The sequence below is a fragment of the Cupriavidus laharis genome, assembly GCF_914271435.1.
Taxonomy (GTDB): domain Bacteria; phylum Pseudomonadota; class Gammaproteobacteria; order Burkholderiales; family Burkholderiaceae; genus Cupriavidus; species Cupriavidus laharis.
This window is the reverse complement of record NZ_CAJZAI010000033.1, coordinates 1-16,880: the sequence shown is the minus strand read 5'-3', so window position 1 is coordinate 16,880 and position 16,880 is coordinate 1. Positions and strand designations below refer to the sequence as shown.

General features: G+C 66.0%; 12 protein-coding genes. 7 read left to right on the top strand and 5 right to left on the bottom strand.

Annotated features, from left to right (window positions below; all coding sequences use genetic code 11):
* Positions 1 to 105 precede the first annotated feature (105 nt).
* Together LDO29_RS27820 and metE are read right to left on the bottom strand one after the other, a co-directional pair.
* Positions 106 to 2,202 carry a TonB-dependent receptor family protein gene (locus LDO29_RS27820; protein WP_224082949.1) on the bottom strand — a complete coding sequence of 699 codons (2,097 nt, stop codon included), beginning with the start codon at positions 2,200 to 2,202 and terminating at the stop codon, positions 106 to 108.
* 160 nt (positions 2,203 to 2,362) lie between these two features.
* On the bottom strand, positions 2,363 to 4,732 hold the full coding sequence (gene metE, locus LDO29_RS27815; RefSeq protein ID WP_224082948.1) for a 5-methyltetrahydropteroyltriglutamate--homocysteine S-methyltransferase: 2,370 nt from the start codon (positions 4,730 to 4,732) through the stop codon (positions 2,363 to 2,365).
* A 135-nt stretch (positions 4,733 to 4,867) separates the two neighbouring features.
* Between metE and LDO29_RS27810 the strand changes: the two genes are divergently transcribed.
* Positions 4,868 to 5,788, top strand: a complete 921-nt coding sequence (locus tag LDO29_RS27810) for a LysR family transcriptional regulator (RefSeq protein ID WP_224082947.1) — start codon at positions 4,868 to 4,870, stop codon at positions 5,786 to 5,788.
* Between the two features lie 8 nt (positions 5,789 to 5,796).
* On the opposite strand, the gene LDO29_RS27805 is transcribed toward LDO29_RS27810, so the two are convergent.
* On the bottom strand, positions 5,797 to 6,090 hold the full coding sequence (locus tag LDO29_RS27805) for an AsnC family transcriptional regulator (RefSeq protein WP_318035537.1): 294 nt from the start codon (positions 6,088 to 6,090) through the stop codon (positions 5,797 to 5,799).
* A gap of 190 nt (positions 6,091 to 6,280) precedes the next feature.
* On the opposite strand from LDO29_RS27805, the gene LDO29_RS27800 reads away from it, so the two are divergent.
* The 3 genes from LDO29_RS27800 (at position 6,281) to ribA (ending at position 8,034) form a co-directional block, all read left to right on the top strand.
* Complete coding sequence (locus LDO29_RS27800; RefSeq protein ID WP_224082945.1) at positions 6,281 to 6,751, top strand: Lrp/AsnC family transcriptional regulator; 471 nt, start codon at positions 6,281 to 6,283, stop codon at positions 6,749 to 6,751.
* 84 nt (positions 6,752 to 6,835) lie between these two features.
* On the top strand, positions 6,836 to 7,306 hold the full coding sequence (locus LDO29_RS27795) for an Lrp/AsnC family transcriptional regulator (RefSeq protein WP_224082944.1): 471 nt from the start codon (positions 6,836 to 6,838) through the stop codon (positions 7,304 to 7,306).
* A gap of 131 nt (positions 7,307 to 7,437) precedes the next feature.
* Entirely contained in the window at positions 7,438 to 8,034 is a 597-nt protein-coding gene (gene ribA, locus LDO29_RS27790; RefSeq protein WP_224082943.1) for a GTP cyclohydrolase II, read from the top strand.
* Between the two features lie 13 nt (positions 8,035 to 8,047).
* On the opposite strand, the gene LDO29_RS27785 is transcribed toward ribA, so the two are convergent.
* Positions 8,048 to 8,623, bottom strand: a complete 576-nt coding sequence (locus tag LDO29_RS27785; protein WP_224082942.1) for a PIN domain-containing protein — start codon at positions 8,621 to 8,623, stop codon at positions 8,048 to 8,050.
* The gene (locus tag LDO29_RS27780) at positions 8,620 to 9,084 is read right to left on the bottom strand and encodes a helix-turn-helix domain-containing protein (protein WP_224082941.1); all 465 of its coding nucleotides are present in this window, start codon (positions 9,082 to 9,084) and stop codon (positions 8,620 to 8,622) included. The genes LDO29_RS27785 and LDO29_RS27780 overlap by 4 nt, the downstream gene beginning before the upstream one ends.
* Positions 9,085 to 9,406: 322 nt before the next feature.
* On the opposite strand from LDO29_RS27780, the gene uvrA reads away from it, so the two are divergent.
* The 3 genes from uvrA (at position 9,407) to LDO29_RS27765 (ending at position 16,639) form a co-directional block, all read left to right on the top strand.
* A complete protein-coding gene (uvrA, locus tag LDO29_RS27775; protein WP_224082940.1) occupies positions 9,407 to 15,280 on the top strand; it encodes an excinuclease ABC subunit UvrA in 5,874 nt (1,957 codons plus the stop codon).
* A 185-nt stretch (positions 15,281 to 15,465) separates the two neighbouring features.
* Positions 15,466 to 15,837, top strand: a complete 372-nt coding sequence (locus tag LDO29_RS27770; RefSeq protein WP_224082939.1) for an endonuclease — start codon at positions 15,466 to 15,468, stop codon at positions 15,835 to 15,837.
* A gap of 103 nt (positions 15,838 to 15,940) precedes the next feature.
* Positions 15,941 to 16,639, top strand: coding sequence for a BON domain-containing protein (locus tag LDO29_RS27765; protein ID WP_224082938.1), 699 nt, complete (start codon positions 15,941 to 15,943; stop codon positions 16,637 to 16,639).
* Positions 16,640 to 16,880: the final 241 nt, after the last annotated feature.

The window sequence follows — 16,880 nt, the reverse complement described above, 5'->3', positions numbered from 1 at the left end:
GACCACCTCGCGGTGACCTGCGCACGGCTCGGGGCCGATGTGGTTCGCTATTCCTTCATCGTAGTGGACTTGCACCACCTACTCCTTGCCGGTCTCCCGGCGCACTCAGAACTTGTATCGCACGCCCGCATAGAGCGCGCGGCCGGTCCCGGGATAGAACACCGCCGTATTGGCGGTGCGCGCATCGGTGACGGTGCTGAAGTCGCTCACATAGCGCTTGTTGCCGAGGTTGCGCGCGTCGAGGAACAGCGTCAGGCCATGCTTGAAGTCGTAGCTGGCCTGCACGCCGAACAGCACGTAGGACGGCACCTTGAGCGTGTTCGCGTAGTCGACGAAGGCGCCCGTCGGCACCCAGTCGATGGTGCCGGCGACGCGCAGCCCGGACGCCTGGCTGTAGGCCAGCGTGGTGCGCAGCACGTGCTCGGGCACGCCGGCAATGCGGTTGTTGCCGTACTGCGCGTCGTTGTCGAAGCGGAAATCGCTGTAGTTCCACAGTTGCGACAGCGAGACCTTGTCGGCCGTGGTGGCCACGTTCTGCAGCAGGTCTGCGCTGAGCCCCAGCTCCACGCCTTGCAGCGTGGTGCGGTTGGCGTTGAAGGTGGCGGCCGGCACGTTCGGGTTGGTCGTGTACTGCAGCAACTGGTCGCGCACCAGCGAGCGGTAAAGCGTAAGATCCCACGCCAGCCGTTCGCGGCGCCCGCGGGTGCCCAGTTCCAGGGTCCAGCCATGCTGGGTGGAAAGCGGCACGAACTGCGTGGTGCTGCTGATGGTCTGGTTCAGGTCGCTGAAGTCCGGCACATCGGCGCTGCGCGTGATGTCCGCAAAGGCCTGCACGTTCTTGGCAGGTTCCCACAGCACGCCGAACTTGGGATTCACACCGCTGTAGCTGGTGTCGTCGGCCTTGGGCACCGGGTTGGCGGGCAGGCCGCCGAAATCCTTGTAGCGGCGCTCGTTGTAGTAGGCCTTGGCGCCGGCCATCAGGGCGACGGTGGGCACCACATAGAGGCGGTCTTCCAGGTAGGCCTCGTAGTTGTAGGCATCCTGTCTGGCATTGAGGGTCTGGGCACCGCGGTTGCCCGAGACGTTGACATACTGGCGCGCGTCATTGTTGCCGCCAAAGAACCTCGCCCCGGCGATGAGCTCGTTGCGCATGCCGCCGATGGTTTGCGTGCCGGTGTAGCGCGGCGCGAAGCCATAGGTCCAGTAGTCCTGGTCGATGACCTGGAAGATCGGGTGGTACAGGTTCTTGTGAATGACCCACGTGGAGAAGTCGAGCTGGCCGCTGTCCAGCTTGACCGTGGTGACGTTGGCCAGCCGCTCGGTACGCGTGTTGCGCGCCTGGTCGCCGGCCAGCGCGCTGGCCGAGGCCTTGGTCGGGTTGTTCAGCGCGTCTTGCAGCGACAGTGTGCCGGGCAGAAGCTGGTCGACGACATAGGCGCCCACATAGAAGCGCGTTTCGACCATGGGGCTGAAACGGTAGCCGAAGTTGGCGTTGAGTTGCTCATACTGGCCGCGCTCGTGGTCCCGGTAGCCCTCCGAATGGTCCACGCTCAGGTTGGCCAGGAAATCGAAATTGCCGATCTGGCGCGAAACCTGGCCAGCAGCGCGGACGGTGCCGAAGCTGCCGCCGTCGACGCGTACCTGGTTGGGTGACTCGGCAGTGAAGACCGTGGGCGTGGTGAAGTTGACGGCACCGCCGAGCGTCGTGCTGCCGTAGGCCAGGCCGTTGCCGCCCTTGTAGACCTCGGCCGCATTCAGGCCGACCGGGTCGATCTGGTAGAAGTCGCCGCTGCCGTCGGCGAAGTTGGTCGGCACGCCGTCCTGCAGGATTTCCAGGCCCCGGGTGTGGAAGCCGCGCGCAATGCCGGAGCCGCGAATGGACAGGCGCAGTTCCTGGCCATAGCGCTCCTGCACATAGACGCCGGGTGCGTCCTTGAGCACATCGCGCAGGTTGCTGGCGTAGGTGTTGGCGTAGCTGTCGGCATCCACGAAACCGACAGAGCCGGCCGACTGGTACAGCGATTCGCGCTGCTTTGCCACGCCCGGCGCGGTCAGCGAGCCTTCGGCCCTGGCGGTGGCAGTGACAGTGGGGAGCGTGACCGGCTCCACTCCCGTGGCAGGAGCGGTCTGCGCGATGGCAGCGCCGGTCAGTGCGGCGGCTGGCAGCGCCGCGGCGCGCCGCCAGTGTGTGGCTCGTTTCATGATTTCCCTTTGCCGGCACATCGGCACCCGCCTGGAACGGGCGCTGGTGCTCTGAGTGTAATTCGACAGCCGGCAAGGATACGAAGCGCGGGCCGCTGCGGCTATGTGACACAGCGACGCACGCGCGGTGCCCGGGTCACAGTCCCGGGCCGCGCGGTGCTCAGGCTGCGCGCGTACTGCAGCCGCAATCCGTGTTGTGGCGGTGTGCTGGCGGCACCGCCTGCTGGCGCGATACCTGCTTCCACGTCAGCGCATCCTGGCCCGCCAGGCGGCCGCGCAGCTTGCGCGCGGCGGACACCATATTGGCCAGCGCGGCCTCGGTCTCTTCCCAGCTCCGCGTCTTCAGCCCGCAGTCGGGGTTGACCCACAGGCGCTGCGGCGGCACCACCTCGCAGGCGCGGTCCAGCAGTTTTTCCATGGCGTCCACCGACGGCACGCGCGGCGAGTGGATGTCATAAACACCCGGCCCGATCTCGTTCGGATAGTCGAAGTCGCCGAAGCCTTCCAGCAGCTCCATCGCCGAGCGCGAGGTCTCGATGGTGATGACGTCCGCGTCCATCGCGGCGATCGACGGCAGGATGTCGTTGAACTCGGCATAGCACATATGCGTGTGGATCTGGGTCTGGTCCGCCACGCCCGCGGCCGACAGCCGGAAGGCGTTGACCGCCCAGGCCAGGTACGCATCCCAGTCGGCGCGGCGCAGCGGCAGGCCTTCGCGCAGCGCCGGCTCGTCGATCTGGATCACGCGGATGCCAGCCTGCTCCAGGTCGCACACCTCGTCGCGGATGGCCAGCGCGAGCTGGCGTGCGGTATCGGCGCGCGGCTGGTCGTCGCGCACGAACGACCATTGCAGCATGGTGACCGGACCGGTCAGCATGCCCTTCATCGGGCGATCGGTCAGTGACTGGGCATAGCGCGCGGTGTCCACGGTCATCGGCTCGGGCCGGTACACGTCGCCGTAGATCACGGGCGGCTTGACGCAACGCGAGCCGTAGCTCTGCACCCAGCCGTTTTCGGTGAAAGCATAGCCGCACAGCTGCTCGCCGAAGTACTCGACCATGTCGTTGCGCTCGGCCTCGCCGTGCACCAGCACGTCCAGGCCCAGAGCTTCCTGCTTGCGCACGGCCAGTTCGATTTCGCCGCGGATGCGCTGCAGGTACTCCAGTGCGCCGATGTCGCCGCGCTTGTAGGCGGCGCGGGTCTGGCGGATGGCCGCGGTCTGTGGGAACGAGCCGATGGTGGTCGTCGGCAGCAGCGGCAGCTGCAGGGCCTGGCGCTGGCGTTCGATGCGCGCATTGAACGGGCTGGCGCGCTCGGCCATGCCAGGCGTGACCGTGGCCAGGCGCTGCTGCACGCGCGGATTGACCACGCGGCGCGACTGGCGGCGGGAAGCCTGCACGGTATCGGACGCATCGAGCTGGGTGGCGACGGCGGCTTCGCCCTGGTTCAGCGCCGTGGCCAGCACGCGCAACTCGCCCAGCTTTTCGGTGGCAAAGGCCAGCCAGGACTTGAGTTCGGCATCAAGACGTACCTCATGTTCCAGCGACACGGGCACGTGCAACAGCGAGCACGACGGCGCCAGCCACAGCCGCTCGCCGAGTTCGGCGTGCAGCGGCCGCAGCGTATCGAGCGCGCGGCGCAGGTCGGTACGCCAGATATTGCGGCCGTCGATCACGCCGACGGACAGCACCGCATCCGCCGGCAGCACCCGGCGCCATGCGTCGAGCTGGGCGGGCGCACGCACCAGGTCGATGTGGAAACCTTGCACCGGCAGCGCGGCGGCACGGGCGGCGTGGTCGGCCGCGCTATCGAAATAGGTGGCAAGCAGCAGCTTCACGCCGGACCGGGCCAATGCCGCGTAGGCGTGGTCGTAGGCGTCCAGCCAGTTCGCGTCGAGATCCAGGCTCAGCGCCGGCTCGTCGATCTGCACCCACTCGATGCCGCGGGCCTGCAGGCGCGCCAGGATGCGCTGGTAGGCCTGCGTCAGTTGCGGCAGCAGCGACAGCTTGTCGAACCCGGCCTCGTGTGTCTTGGACAGCCACAGGTAGGTAACGGGCCCGATCAGCACCGGCCGGGCCTTCACGCCGAGCGCCAGCGCCTCTTCGATCTCCTCGAAGAACCAGTCCGGGCCGCCGTCGAAGCGGGTGGCAGAGTCCAGTTCCGGCACCAGGTAGTGGTAGTTCGTATCGAACCACTTGGTCATTTCCATGGCCGGCTGCTCGCGGTTGCCGCGTGCCAGTTCGAAATACTGGGCCAGCGTCAGGCTGGCCGCCTCGAAGCCGAAGCGGCGCGGCAGCGCACCCAGCAGCGCCGTCAGGCTCAGCACCTGGTCGTAGTAGGCGAAGTCGCCGGTGGCAACCGAGTCCAGGCCGCTGTCGGCCTGCAGTTGCCAGTGGCGGTTGCGCAGGCTGGCGGCCACGGCGCGCAGGTCGGCTTCCGTGCTTTTGCCGCGCCAGAAGGACTCCTGCGCGAATTTCAGTTCGCGGCGCGCGCCGATGCGCGGAAAGCCGAGGATGTGTGTGCGTGCCATGACGATGCTCCCAAAGGTCTTGTCTGGCGCACAGTGTGGGTTTCGCCGTAAAATGAATCAAGCGACAAGTTTTAAACAAAGTATGAATGAATTTCATATCAGGCGAGCGCAACGCGCAGTGGAAAGGAGCGGGGCGTGATCGAGGTCAGGCATTTCCGCTCGCTGGTGGCCATTGCGGAATCCGGCAGGCTGGCTACTGCGGCCGAACGCGTGCACGTGAGCCAGTCAGCGCTGTCCCACCAGATCAAGGCCATCGAGGCGCACTACGGCCTGCCGCTGTTCGATCGCACGCGCCAGGGGCTGCGCTTCACGCCTGCCGGCGAGCGCCTGCTGGCGCTGGCGCGCGAGGTGCTGGCCGCCGTGAGCGCCGCCGACCGCGATATCGAGCGGCTCAAGGGTGACACGCGCGGCGAACTGCGCGTGGTGCTGGAGTGCCACACCTGTTTTGACTGGCTGATGCCGGTGATGGACGAGTTCCGCCGGCGCTGGCCTGAAGTGGAAGTCGACCTGGTGGCGGGCTTTCACGCCGATCCGATCGCCTTGCTTGGCGAAGGGCGCGCGGACATGGTGATCGGCTCCATGCCGGCCACGCGCCGTGGGCTGGAAGTGGCACCGCTGTTCCGCTTCGAGATCCTGGCGGTACTGGCCAACGAGCACCGGCTGCGCAACAAGCGCCGCATCGAAGCGGCAGACCTGGAAGGCGAGACGCTGATCACCTACCCGGTGCCCGAGCAGCGCATCGACCTGATCCGCGAAGTGCTGGAACCTGCCGGTATCCACCTGCAGCGGCGTACCGCCGAACTGACCGTGGCCGTGCTGCAACTGGTCGCCAGCCGTCGCGGTGTGGCGGCGCTGCCGAACTGGGGCGTGAAGAACTACGTCGACCACGATTACGTGCTGGCCAAGCGCATCGGAACCAAAGGGCTGTGGAGCGAGTTGTACGCCACGGTTCCCGCCGCGATTTCGCAGCGGCCCTATGTGGCGGATTTCGTCTCGATCGTTCGGGATATCTGCGCCGCGCAGCTGGACGGCATCGAACTGCTCCCGCCTGGCTGAGCGGACGGTCAGGCGTGCAGGGCCAGGGCGGGTTCGAAGCTGGCCGGGATAGCCCGGCCGTCAATGGCATCGACGAGATCCTCTTCGCCGAAATCGGCCAGCAGGACCTCCACGTCCATGCCGTTGCCCAGACGCCGGACGAACAGGTGCAGCAGATCGGTTTCCGCCGCAGTCAGCGTGGCATTTACCAGATGGCGCGCTTCTGCGTCGAAGCGCAACTGTTGCAGGGCAAGGCCGGTGCGGCGCGCGTTGGCCAGTACCCATTCCATGGCGCCAAGGGGATCGTCGGCGGCAAGGCGCAAATTCAGCTGCAAGGTGGGATTGGAAGAGGCGGGCATGTGGCGTGGGAAGCAAGTGAGTCGGTCAGGTAAATTTACCAGCGGACCGGCAAAATTGGCTTCTGATTTTCCTGCTGATTGACCAAATATGGAGATGAATGATCTTCATGAAATAGAATATGGGGACGATAATTCTTTTTCATGGAGAAATCCCGTGGCAACCATTTCCAAGCTTGACGATATCGACCGCCGCATCCTGCGTGAGCTGCGGCGCGATGGCCGGCTGTCGAATGCCAGGCTGGCGGAGCAGGTTGGCCTGTCCGCCACGCCTTGTTGGAACCGCGTGCGCGCATTGGAAGAAAGCGGTGTGATCGAGGGCTATGCGGCGCTACTGAACCAGAAGGCGCTGGGCTTGCCGGATACGGTGCTGATCGAGGTTACGCTGGAGCGGCATGACGACGACATGCTCGACCGCTTCGGCCAGGCGCTCGCTGAGTTGCCGGAAGTCCTGGAGGCCCATCTGCTGACGGGCGAGTATGACTACCTGATCAAGGTCGCAGTGGCAGGTACCGAAGGCTACGAGGAATTCCTGCGGCACAAGCTGTACAAGCTGCCGGGCCTGCGCCACAGCCATTCCACCTTCGTGCTGCGCACGCTGAAAAGAGAGCCCTCAGTCGCTCCCTGAGCCGTGTTCGCGCGCAGCGCCGGCGCGGCTGCATCGTCCCGAGGCGGCATACAATGCTGAATTCTGCCAAACGGGAAGCGTAACGTGCTGGACATTAACCTGGACGCCACGGACATCCGGATCCTGAGCGAATTGCAGCGTGATGGCAGCCTGACCAATGTCGAGCTGGCTAGCCGGGTCAACCTGTCGCCATCGCCATGCCTGGCGCGGGTCAAGCAGCTCGAAAAGTGCGGTGTGATCTCACGCAAGGTGACCCTGCTTGACGCGCGCCGGCTCGGACTGAAAGTGGTGGTGTTCATCCAGGTCTCGCTCGACAAGCAGCGGCGTGAGACGCTGGACACGTTCGAGCGCCGCATCACGAGCCTGCCACAGGTGATGGAGTGCTACCTGATGTCGGGCGACTCCGACTACCTGCTGCGCGTGGTGGTACCTGACGTAGAGGCGCTGGAGCGCCTGATCATTGACCAGATCACGCGCATTCCCGGTGTGTTGAACATCCGCTCGAGTTTCGCGCTCAAGCAGGTGCTTTACAGCACCGCTCTGCCGCTTGGATGAGGCCGTTGCAAGCTTCTGAACAAATGGTTCAAAGCGCCTGCCGGCGCCGTCGGCAAGCGTGAAGATACAATTCCACTCATAATATCGAGCGGTGCCGGCCCGGCCGGCGCCCGATTTCCTTGAATACCGGTATGAACGACACAGAGATTACGCTGATCGATTCGGCGCGCCTGCCGACCCGATTCGGTGAATTTACGGCACACGCCTTCAAGGGCGTGGATTCGGGCACCGAGCACCTTGCCCTCAGCGTGGGTGACATCACGGGCGAAGATGTGCTGATTCGCATGCATTCGGAGTGCCTGACCGGGGACGTGTTCGGTTCCTGCCGGTGCGACTGCGGTCCGCAACTGGAGCTGGCGATGGAAAAGATCGCCGCCGAGGGCCGCGGCATCCTGCTGTACCTGCGCGGCCATGAGGGCCGCGGCATCGGCCTGGCCGAGAAGATCCGCGCCTACGCGCTGCAGGACACAGGGCTCGATACGGTCGATGCCAACCTGGCGCTCGGCCAGGCCATCGACGCGCGCAACTATGCGTTTGCTGCCGACCTGCTGCACCAGTGGGGCGTGAAGTCCGTGCGCCTGATGAGCAACAACCCGCTCAAGGCTGCAGCACTGGAGAAGGCTGGCATCGTTGTGAAAGAGCAGTTGCGGCATATCGTGCCGCCCAATGCCGAGAACGAAAAATACCTGGCGACCAAGCGGTCGCGGATGGGGCATTTGCTGGATTGAGTGTCGCGACCGGCTACAGGGTCGATCCGTAGGGCTTTAGCCCTTTCACCGTTCCTGGCAGGCCATGCCTAAGCAAGGTCTCGAGATAGGCCGGTGTGCTCAGCACAGGACTTCGAAGCGTGCGCCGGTGGTTCTGCACAGCGCCGACCACTGCCGCAGGGGCGAGATCAAGCAGGTTTTCAACAAACTCGTCCGGGTGCTGTGCTTCCATGCCGAGCGGCTCCAGCACGCGTGACGGGAAATCCCCCAGGTTGAACGTGACGATCACGCTGGCGTTGCAACGTATCGCCGCCGCAAGGACGTGGCGGTCGTCCGGGTCTGGCAACGCGAGGCCCGCGATCAGATCCTCGTAGCCTTCCACCACCGCGTCCGGTACGGCGGCATCCATCAGGTCGGATGTTCGATCGAGCTGGCGGCGGGACAGATCCGTACGGTTCTTCAGCAGATTGCGTTTCCATTCCTCATGGATGCGCGCGCTCCAGCGCGCGCGGAATCTCCCGGAAAGCGCCAGCCACATGAGCAGGTCGCGCAGTGGCGCCGGGTACAGGACGCAGGCATCGTACAAGACCGTGAACGTGGAATGCTTCACTCGTAGCCCATTCCCAGTTCCTGCCCCTGCGCGGCGAGCCCGGTCATGGCATCAGCACTGGCCCTGTCGCGCTTTTGCTTGTATTCCATCAGGTCGCGGAAGCGCACCCGCCGGTGCTTTCCGGTCTTGTGGAATGGCAGGGCGCCGTCTTCCAGCAGCCTGACCAGGTATGGCCTGGACACATTCAACAGATCCGCAGCCTCTTGAGTGGTCAGTTCCGCATGAACCGGGACAACCTGAACGGCATTGCCATCGGCCAGTTCGGCCAGGATATCCACGAGCAGTCGCAGCGCAGTGGTCGGCAACTCGATCTGGTGCGGTTCATTCCTGTCGTCGAAGATCTGGATCTTCTGGATGTCGAAGCCGGTCGCGAGGTAGGCGGCCAGCATGCGCTGCCCTTGTTCGGCGGCCTGGACTTCCTTTTCTCCGGGAAGGCTCATTGTGGTCAGGTTGGCGGTCATCTTGGAATCTCGTCGGTTTCAGTCGGTGCACGGTGCATCGACTGTATTCGAAACAAACGAAATTCGCAATAAACGAAACGCCATGAAGTGAACATGCCGCCACGATAGAGCTTTCCGCTGATGCCGCAAGAAGCGTAACTTGTTCTTTTCCATAGTGTTAAACTGTACAAATATACAGTGGTCGGGAGACGCGGCTTCCAAACGTTGGCGCGATGTCGAAATGGTGTGCGAGGCGCCCGCCTGCCTCTGTGCTAAGGTATTTTTCTCGCGCGGCATGCCTTGCGCGTTGATCGTCTAACCACCTGATTCAAAAGAGAAAAACGTGTCGAGCAAGCAGCTGATCCGCATTCGGGGCGCCCGCCAGCACAACCTCAAGGATGTCGACCTGGATCTTCGCCCCGGCGAGATGACGGTGGTGACCGGCCCGTCCGGGTCAGGCAAGTCCAGCCTGGTGTTCGACACACTCTATGCCGAGGGCCAGCGGCGCTACGTGGAGACCTTCAGCGCCTATGCGCGCCAGTTCCTGGACCGCATGGACCGCCCGCAGGTGGAGCGCGTGGACGGCGTGCCGCCGGCCATTGCCATCGACCAGACCAACCCGGTGCGCAGCTCGCGCTCGACGGTCGGCACGATGACGGAGCTGAACGACCACCTGAAGCTGCTCTACGCGCGCGCCGCGGAACTGTTCGACCGGCAGACCGCGCAGCCCGTGCGCCATGATTCGCCGGAAACGATCTACGCGGAATTGCTCGCGCGCACGGCCGCAGGCCAGCCGCATCGCGATGCCAGGCTGGTGGTGACGTTCCCGGTCGAGCTGCCCGAATCCACCACCGAGGACGAAGTCCAGCAATGGCTGTCGGTGAGCGGCTATACCCGCGTGCAGGCGCAGCGCGTCGTCGAATCGTCGAGCGGTGCGCGCAAGGTGCTGGACGTGGTGGCGGACCGCTTCCGCATCGGCTCGGTGGAAAAGGCGCGCGCGGTGGAGGCCATTGAAGCGTCCTTGCGGCGCGGCGGCGGGCGCGTCAACGTCTATGTGCTGGCCGATGAAGGCGAAGGGCCGATCTGGCGCTTCTCCACGGGTCTGCACAGCCCGGACAGCGACCTGCGCTATGCAGACCCGCAGCCGGCGCTGTTCTCGTTCAATTCCGCCTATGGCGCCTGCGAGACCTGCCGCGGGTTTGGCCGCGTGATCGGCGTGGACCTCGGTCTGGTCATTCCGGACGCGCGCAAGACGTTGCGCCAGGGCGCCATCAAGCCGATGCAGACGCCGGCCTGGAAGGAATGCCAGGACGACCTGATGCGCTACGCGGCCAGGGCCGACATCCCGCGCGACACGCCATGGTCGGAACTGACCGAGGCGCAGCGCCACTGGGTCGTCCACGGCTCGCCGGACTGGAACGGCCAGTGGAACAAGCAGTGGTATGGCGTGATGCGGTTCTTCAGCTACCTGGAGTCCAAGGCCTACAAGATGCACATCCGCGTGCTGCTGTCGAAGTACCGCAGCTACACGCCCTGCGAAACCTGCGGCGGCGCGCGCCTGAAGACCGAATCGCTGCTGTGGCGCCTCGGCTCGAAGGACAATGCCGACGCCGTGCTCGCCCCGCCGCAGCGCTTCCTGCCGCGCGGCGTGGATTGGGACCGAACGCAGCTCGAGTCGCTGCCCGGCCTGACCGTGCACGACCTGATGCTGATGCCGATCGCGCGCATCCGCCGTTTCTTCGATGACCTGACGCTTTCGAGCAGCATGCTCGACGACGCGCTCAAGCTGCTGCTCGCGGAAGTCCGTACACGGCTCAAGTACCTGTGCGACGTGGGCCTGGGCTACCTGACGCTGGACCGCCAGAGCCGCACGCTGTCCGGCGGCGAGGTGCAGCGCATCAACCTGACCACGGCGCTGGGCACTTCGCTGGTCAACACGCTGTTCGTGCTGGACGAGCCCAGCATCGGCCTGCACCCGCGCGACCTGAACCGCATCGTCGAGGCCATGCACCGTCTGCGCGACGCCGGCAACACGCTGGTGGTGGTCGAACACGATCCGTCGGTGATGCTGGCTGCCGACCGCCTGATCGACATGGGCCCCGGCCCCGGCGAGCGCGGCGGGAACATCATCTTCGACGGCACACCAAAGGACATCCGCGGCGCGGGCACGCTCACCGGCGAATACCTGGGCGGCCGCAAGCGCGTGGCCGACGCCTCGCACTGGCAGCTTCGCCCGGTCGATGGCACGGTGCCGCGTATCGTGCTCGAAGGCGCCACCGAGCACAACCTGCAGGACGTGACGGTGGAAATCCCGTTGCAGCGGCTGGTTTGCGTGACGGGCGTGTCCGGCTCGGGCAAGTCCACGCTGCTGCAGGACGTGCTGTACCCGGCCATGGCGCGCCATTTCGGCAAGGCCACCGAATCGCCGGGCACGCACCGCGCGCTGCTTGGCGCGGACCTTGTCGATGACGTGGTCTTCGTCGACCAGTCGCCGATCGGCAAGACCGCGCGTTCCAACCCGGCCAGCTACGTGGGCGCATTCGACGAGATCCGCAAGATCTTCGCCAAGGCGCCGATGGCCGTGCAGCGCAGCTATACGGCGGGCACCTTCAGCTTCAACTCGGGCGACGGGCGCTGCCCGACCTGCGGCGGCTCGGGCTTCGAGCACGTGGAGATGCAGTTCCTCAGCGACGTCTACCTGCGCTGCCCGGACTGCGACGGTAGCCGCTACCGCCCCGAAGTGCTGGAGGTGAAGATCGAGCGCGCCTTGCCGGGCCAGCCGCCGCGCGCGCTGAGCGTGGCCGACGTGCTCGAGCTAACTGTGTCGGAGGCTGCCGCCTACTTTGCCGGCGACGCCGCGGTGCTGCGTGTCCTGCAGCCCATCGTCGACGTGGGCCTGGAGTACGTGAAGCTTGGCCAGCCGGTCCCGACGCTTTCCGGCGGCGAGGCGCAACGCCTCAAGCTCGCGGGTTTCCTGGCCGAAGCCGCACAGGCGGCGCAGCCCAAGGGGCGCGTGATCCGGCCCGACACGTCGCCCAAGCGCCTGTTCATGTTCGACGAGCCCACCACGGGCCTGCATTTCGACGACATCGCCAAGCTGATGCGCGCGTTCGGCAAGCTGCTGGACGGAGGCCATTCGCTGGTGGTGATCGAGCACAACCTCGATGTGATCCGCGCCGCGGACTGGCTGATCGACCTTGGTCCCGAAGGCGGCGACGCCGGCGGCCGCGTGGTCTGCACCGGCACGCCCGAAGACGTGAAGGGCTGCGCCGAGTCCCATACCGGCCAGGCGCTGATCCACTATGACGCCGCGCTCGGCGAAGCCGGCACGCTGGCTGCCGAGCGCGCCGAAGGCGAAGGCGTGCCGCTGCAGGCCGCCCTGCAGGCCAGGCGCGCGCGCCGGGCAATCGAAGGCGAGGACGTGGTGCGCATCGTCAATGCGCACGAACACAACCTGAAGTCGCTCAACGTCGACATCCCGCACGGCAAGTTCAATGTCGTGACGGGCGTGTCCGGTTCCGGCAAGTCGACGCTGGCATTCGACATCCTGTTCCACGAAGGGCAGCGCCGCTACCTGGAGTCGCTCAACGCCTATGCACGTTCGATCGTGCAGCCGGCGGGCCGGCCGGAAGTGGACGCGGTCTACGGCATTCCGCCGACCGTCGCGATCGAGCAGCGCCTGTCGCGCGGCGGCCGCAAGAGCACGGTGGCGACCACGTCGGAAGTCTGGCACTTCCTGCGCCTGCTGTATGTGAAGCTGGGCATCCAGCACTGCGTGCATGACGGCGCGCCGGTGACCTCGCAGAGCCCCGAGTCCATTGCCGCGCAGTTGCTGCGCGACCATCGCGGCGAACATGTCGGTTTCCTGGCGCCGCTGGTGGTGAACCGCAAGGGGGTCTATACAGATCTGGCCAAGTGGGCCAAGGCGCGCGGCAACACGCACCTGCGCGTGGATGGCGAATTCCTGCCGGTCGATCCATGGCCGCGGCTGGACCGCTTCCGTGAGCACACCATCGAACTGCCCGTGGGCGACCTGGTGATCTCGCCGGAGAACGAAGGCCAGCTGCGCGCCTTGCTGGCGCAGGCGCTGGAAGCGGGCAAGGGCGTGATGCACCTGCTGGCGCCGCTGGACGGCCTGCACGACGCCATGCACAACGGTGACGGCACCGCGCATGTCGGCGAGGTCAAGGTGTTTTCGACCAAGCGTGCCTGCCCGGTTTGCGGCACGAGCTATCCCGAACTGGACCCGCGCATGTTCTCGTACAACAGCAAACATGGCTGGTGCACGACCTGCGTGGGCACGGGCCTGACGCTGACGCGCGAACAGCGGGCGGCGTTTGACGACACCGTGCTGGCCGGCGACGACCGCGGCCGCGAGCAGAGCCTGCCGTCCGAAGAGCAGGAGCCGGAAGGCGTGGGCGACACCCCATGCCCGGACTGCCACGGCACGCGCCTGAACCCGGTCGCGCGCGCCGTGACGTTTGACGAGAACGCGATCGTCGACGTGGCGCAATGGACCGTCTCGGATACGCGCCGCTGGGTCGACGGGCTGCGCCTCACGGGGCGCGACGCCGACATCGCCCGCGACGTCATCAGCGAGATCGGCAGCCGCCTGCAGTTCCTGGAGGAAGTCGGCCTCGGCTACCTGACCCTGGACCGTGCGGCGCCAAGCCTGTCGGGCGGCGAGGCGCAGCGCATCCGCCTGGCCGCGCAACTCGGCAGCAACCTGCAGGGCGTGTGCTACGTGCTCGACGAGCCGACCATCGGCCTGCATCCGCGCGACAACCAGATCCTGCTGGACGCGCTGCGCAAGCTCGGCGACAAGGGCAACACGCTGGTAGTGGTGGAACACGACGAAGACACCATCCGCCGTGCCGACCACATCATCGACATCGGTCCCGGCGCAGGCAAGCGCGGCGGCACGCTGGTGGCGCAGGGCGGCGTGGAGGACCTTGCCGCGGCAGCGGATTCCACCACCGGGCAGTTCCTGGCGCGGCCCATCGTGCATCCGCTGCAGGCGCGGCGCGCGGTGAAACCCGGCGCTGCCGGCAAGCCGGCTGATCCGCCCGAATGGCTGACCGTGCATGGGGCATCGCTGCACAACCTGCGCGATGTCACGGCGCGCATTCCGCTGTCGCGGCTGGTGGCCATTACGGGCGTGAGCGGGTCGGGCAAGTCCACGCTTGCGCGCGATGTGCTGATGACCAACCTGCTCGATGCGGTGGGCCGTTCGGTGCTGTCGTCGCCCGCCACGCGCCGCGCACGCAATGCCGCGCAGCAGGACGCTGCAGCCAGGGGCATCAAAGCGGAAAGGAAGGTACTCAAGGTCGACCATGACTGGTACGGTTGTGAATCGATCACGGGCTGGGAGTCGATCGACCGCGTGCTGGAAGTGGACCAGACCCCCATCGGCAAGACGCCGCGCTCGTGCCCGGCAACCTATATCGGCGTGTGGGACACCATCCGCCGCCTGTTTGCCGACACGCTGGAGGCGCGTGCGCGCGGCTACACCGCGTCGCGCTTCTCCTTCAATACCGGCGACGGCCGCTGCCCCGCCTGCGAGGGGCAGGGTGTGCGCACCATCGGCATGAGCTTCCTGCCGGATGTGAAGGTGCCGTGCGATGTCTGCCACGGCCAGCGCTTCAACCCCGAGACACTGGCCGTCACCTGGCGCGGCAAGAATATCGGCGAAGTGCTGACGATGGAGATCGACGAGGCGGTGGAGTTCTTCTCCGCGATGTCGAACATCGCCCATCCGCTGCAACTGATGAAGGACGTGGGCCTGGGCTACCTGACGCTCGGCCAGCCGTCGCCCACGCTGTCGGGCGGCGAGGCGCAGCGCATCAAGCTGGTCACGGAACTGAGCAAGGTGCGCGACGACGTCACGCGCCGCGGCCAGAAGGCGCCGCACACGCTGTACGTGCTGGACGAGCCGACCGTGGGCCTGCACATGGCCGATGTGGCGCGGCTGATCCGCGTGTTGCACCGGCTCACCGACGGCGGCCACAGCGTGGTGGTGATCGAGCACGACCTCGATGTGATCGCTGAAGCCGACTGGATCATCGACCTAGGCCCGGAAGGCGGCGCGGGCGGCGGCACCATTGTGGGCACGGCTGCTCCGGAGGCGCTGCAGCGCATGCCGGCCAGCCACACGGGCGCGGCGCTGGTGCCGGTACTGGCGCGGACCGAGGAACCGGCACGCGCCAGCGTGGGCTGAATACCGCCTTCCAATACCGCCTGCTCGACAGGAATGGCAGGGCCGCGCAGCCGGCCCTGCCACGGCAGTAGCGGGGTTTGCTTCTGTTCCCAGCCAATGCGCCACATGCGCCGCCTCCACGCCGGGCATGCCTTTCGCTAGACAGTGGCGACAGGCGCGCACTTCGCGCGCGAACGGAGGTAACCATGAAACACTTACGACCGAGCCGCCTGTTACTGGCTGCGGCGCTCGCGGCAGCGACAATTCCTGCTCTGGCGCAATCGCCGTCAACGCCGCGCGGCACCCCCGATCCATACACGCAGGGCGGACGCGCCGGGGACAAGTTCGATCCTTATACGCAGGGCGCGAATGCGTCCACGCGCCAGGACCTTGCGCCGGAATCGCAACCTTCCACAGTGCCCGCGCAGCCTTCCGCAGCGCCCTCGCAGCCAGGCACCTATATGCCGGATGCCACACAGCAGCGGCGTCCTGACCCCTATACCGACGGCGCACGCATGGAAAGCCCGAACCTGGGGCAGCGCCTCGGGCCACGCAACATCTTCATGGACGGAGCCTGACCGGCCACGGGCAGGCCGCTGAAGCGCCGCGTCCTATTGCGGTCGTTCTTACCGCCGGTTGAAATCATTGCCACCGTGGCGCATGGCAAAGGAGGTAAGCCCAATGAGACGAAGCGATTATCCCTATCGCCGCCGCGATGACGACTCCCAGCGCGGCGACGACGACTACCTGCGCAGACCGCCCCAGCGCCAGTACGGGAGCAATGACCAGGGCTACAGCGGCTTGCCGGCGCATGAGCGAAACGAGCGCCTGCGCCATCTTTCCGCACGCCATGGCAATCCCGAAGCACGGCTGCCGCGCGAAGTGGGGCGTGGCACGTGGGGCCAGGAGGATTGGGGCCCGGATGAGGAATGGATCGGCGTCTATGTCGAGGAGTGGGGCTGGCCCTCCGGCGCTGAACCCATGCGGGAACGGTATGGGGAAGCGCGCGGCGATGCGCGCCATGAGCCGGGCCGCTACGCCATGTATGGTCTTGACGATCAGCGGGCGTGGCAACGTCCTGGATACGGGCATGGCCGTGGCGGGGACGCAGGGGATCGCCGCGGCGAAGGCCCTCGCAACTATCGCCGCCCCGACGACCGTATCCATGACGAAGTGTGCACGCGGCTCGCGCACGAAGACGGGCTCGATGTGAGCGAGGTTACCGTACAGGTGCGTGACGGCGTGGTAACGATGGAAGGCACCGTGAACAACAGGCGCAGCAAATATGAGATCGAGGATATCGCGGCCTCCGTGTTCGGCGTGCGCGACGTGCTCAACCAGATTCGCGTGCACCGGTACGGGGTGCTGGCTTCGGGGTAGGCGCGCCTCCGGAACTCAATCGGACTCAGTCAGTCACTCGCCCCGGGGAGTTTCCCCGGGGCGACTTCCTTTCAAATCGCCGCGCGGCGCTCGTTCATACAGAAACAGAACCAGGTCGAGCCAGAACCTATTGATGTTTCCAGAATTCATGACAACGCAAAATATTCGTCGTCCCCGCGCAGGCGGGGACCCAGTGACTTTTTGTCCCCCTTCGGGGGACTTGCAAGACGCTGGATTCCCG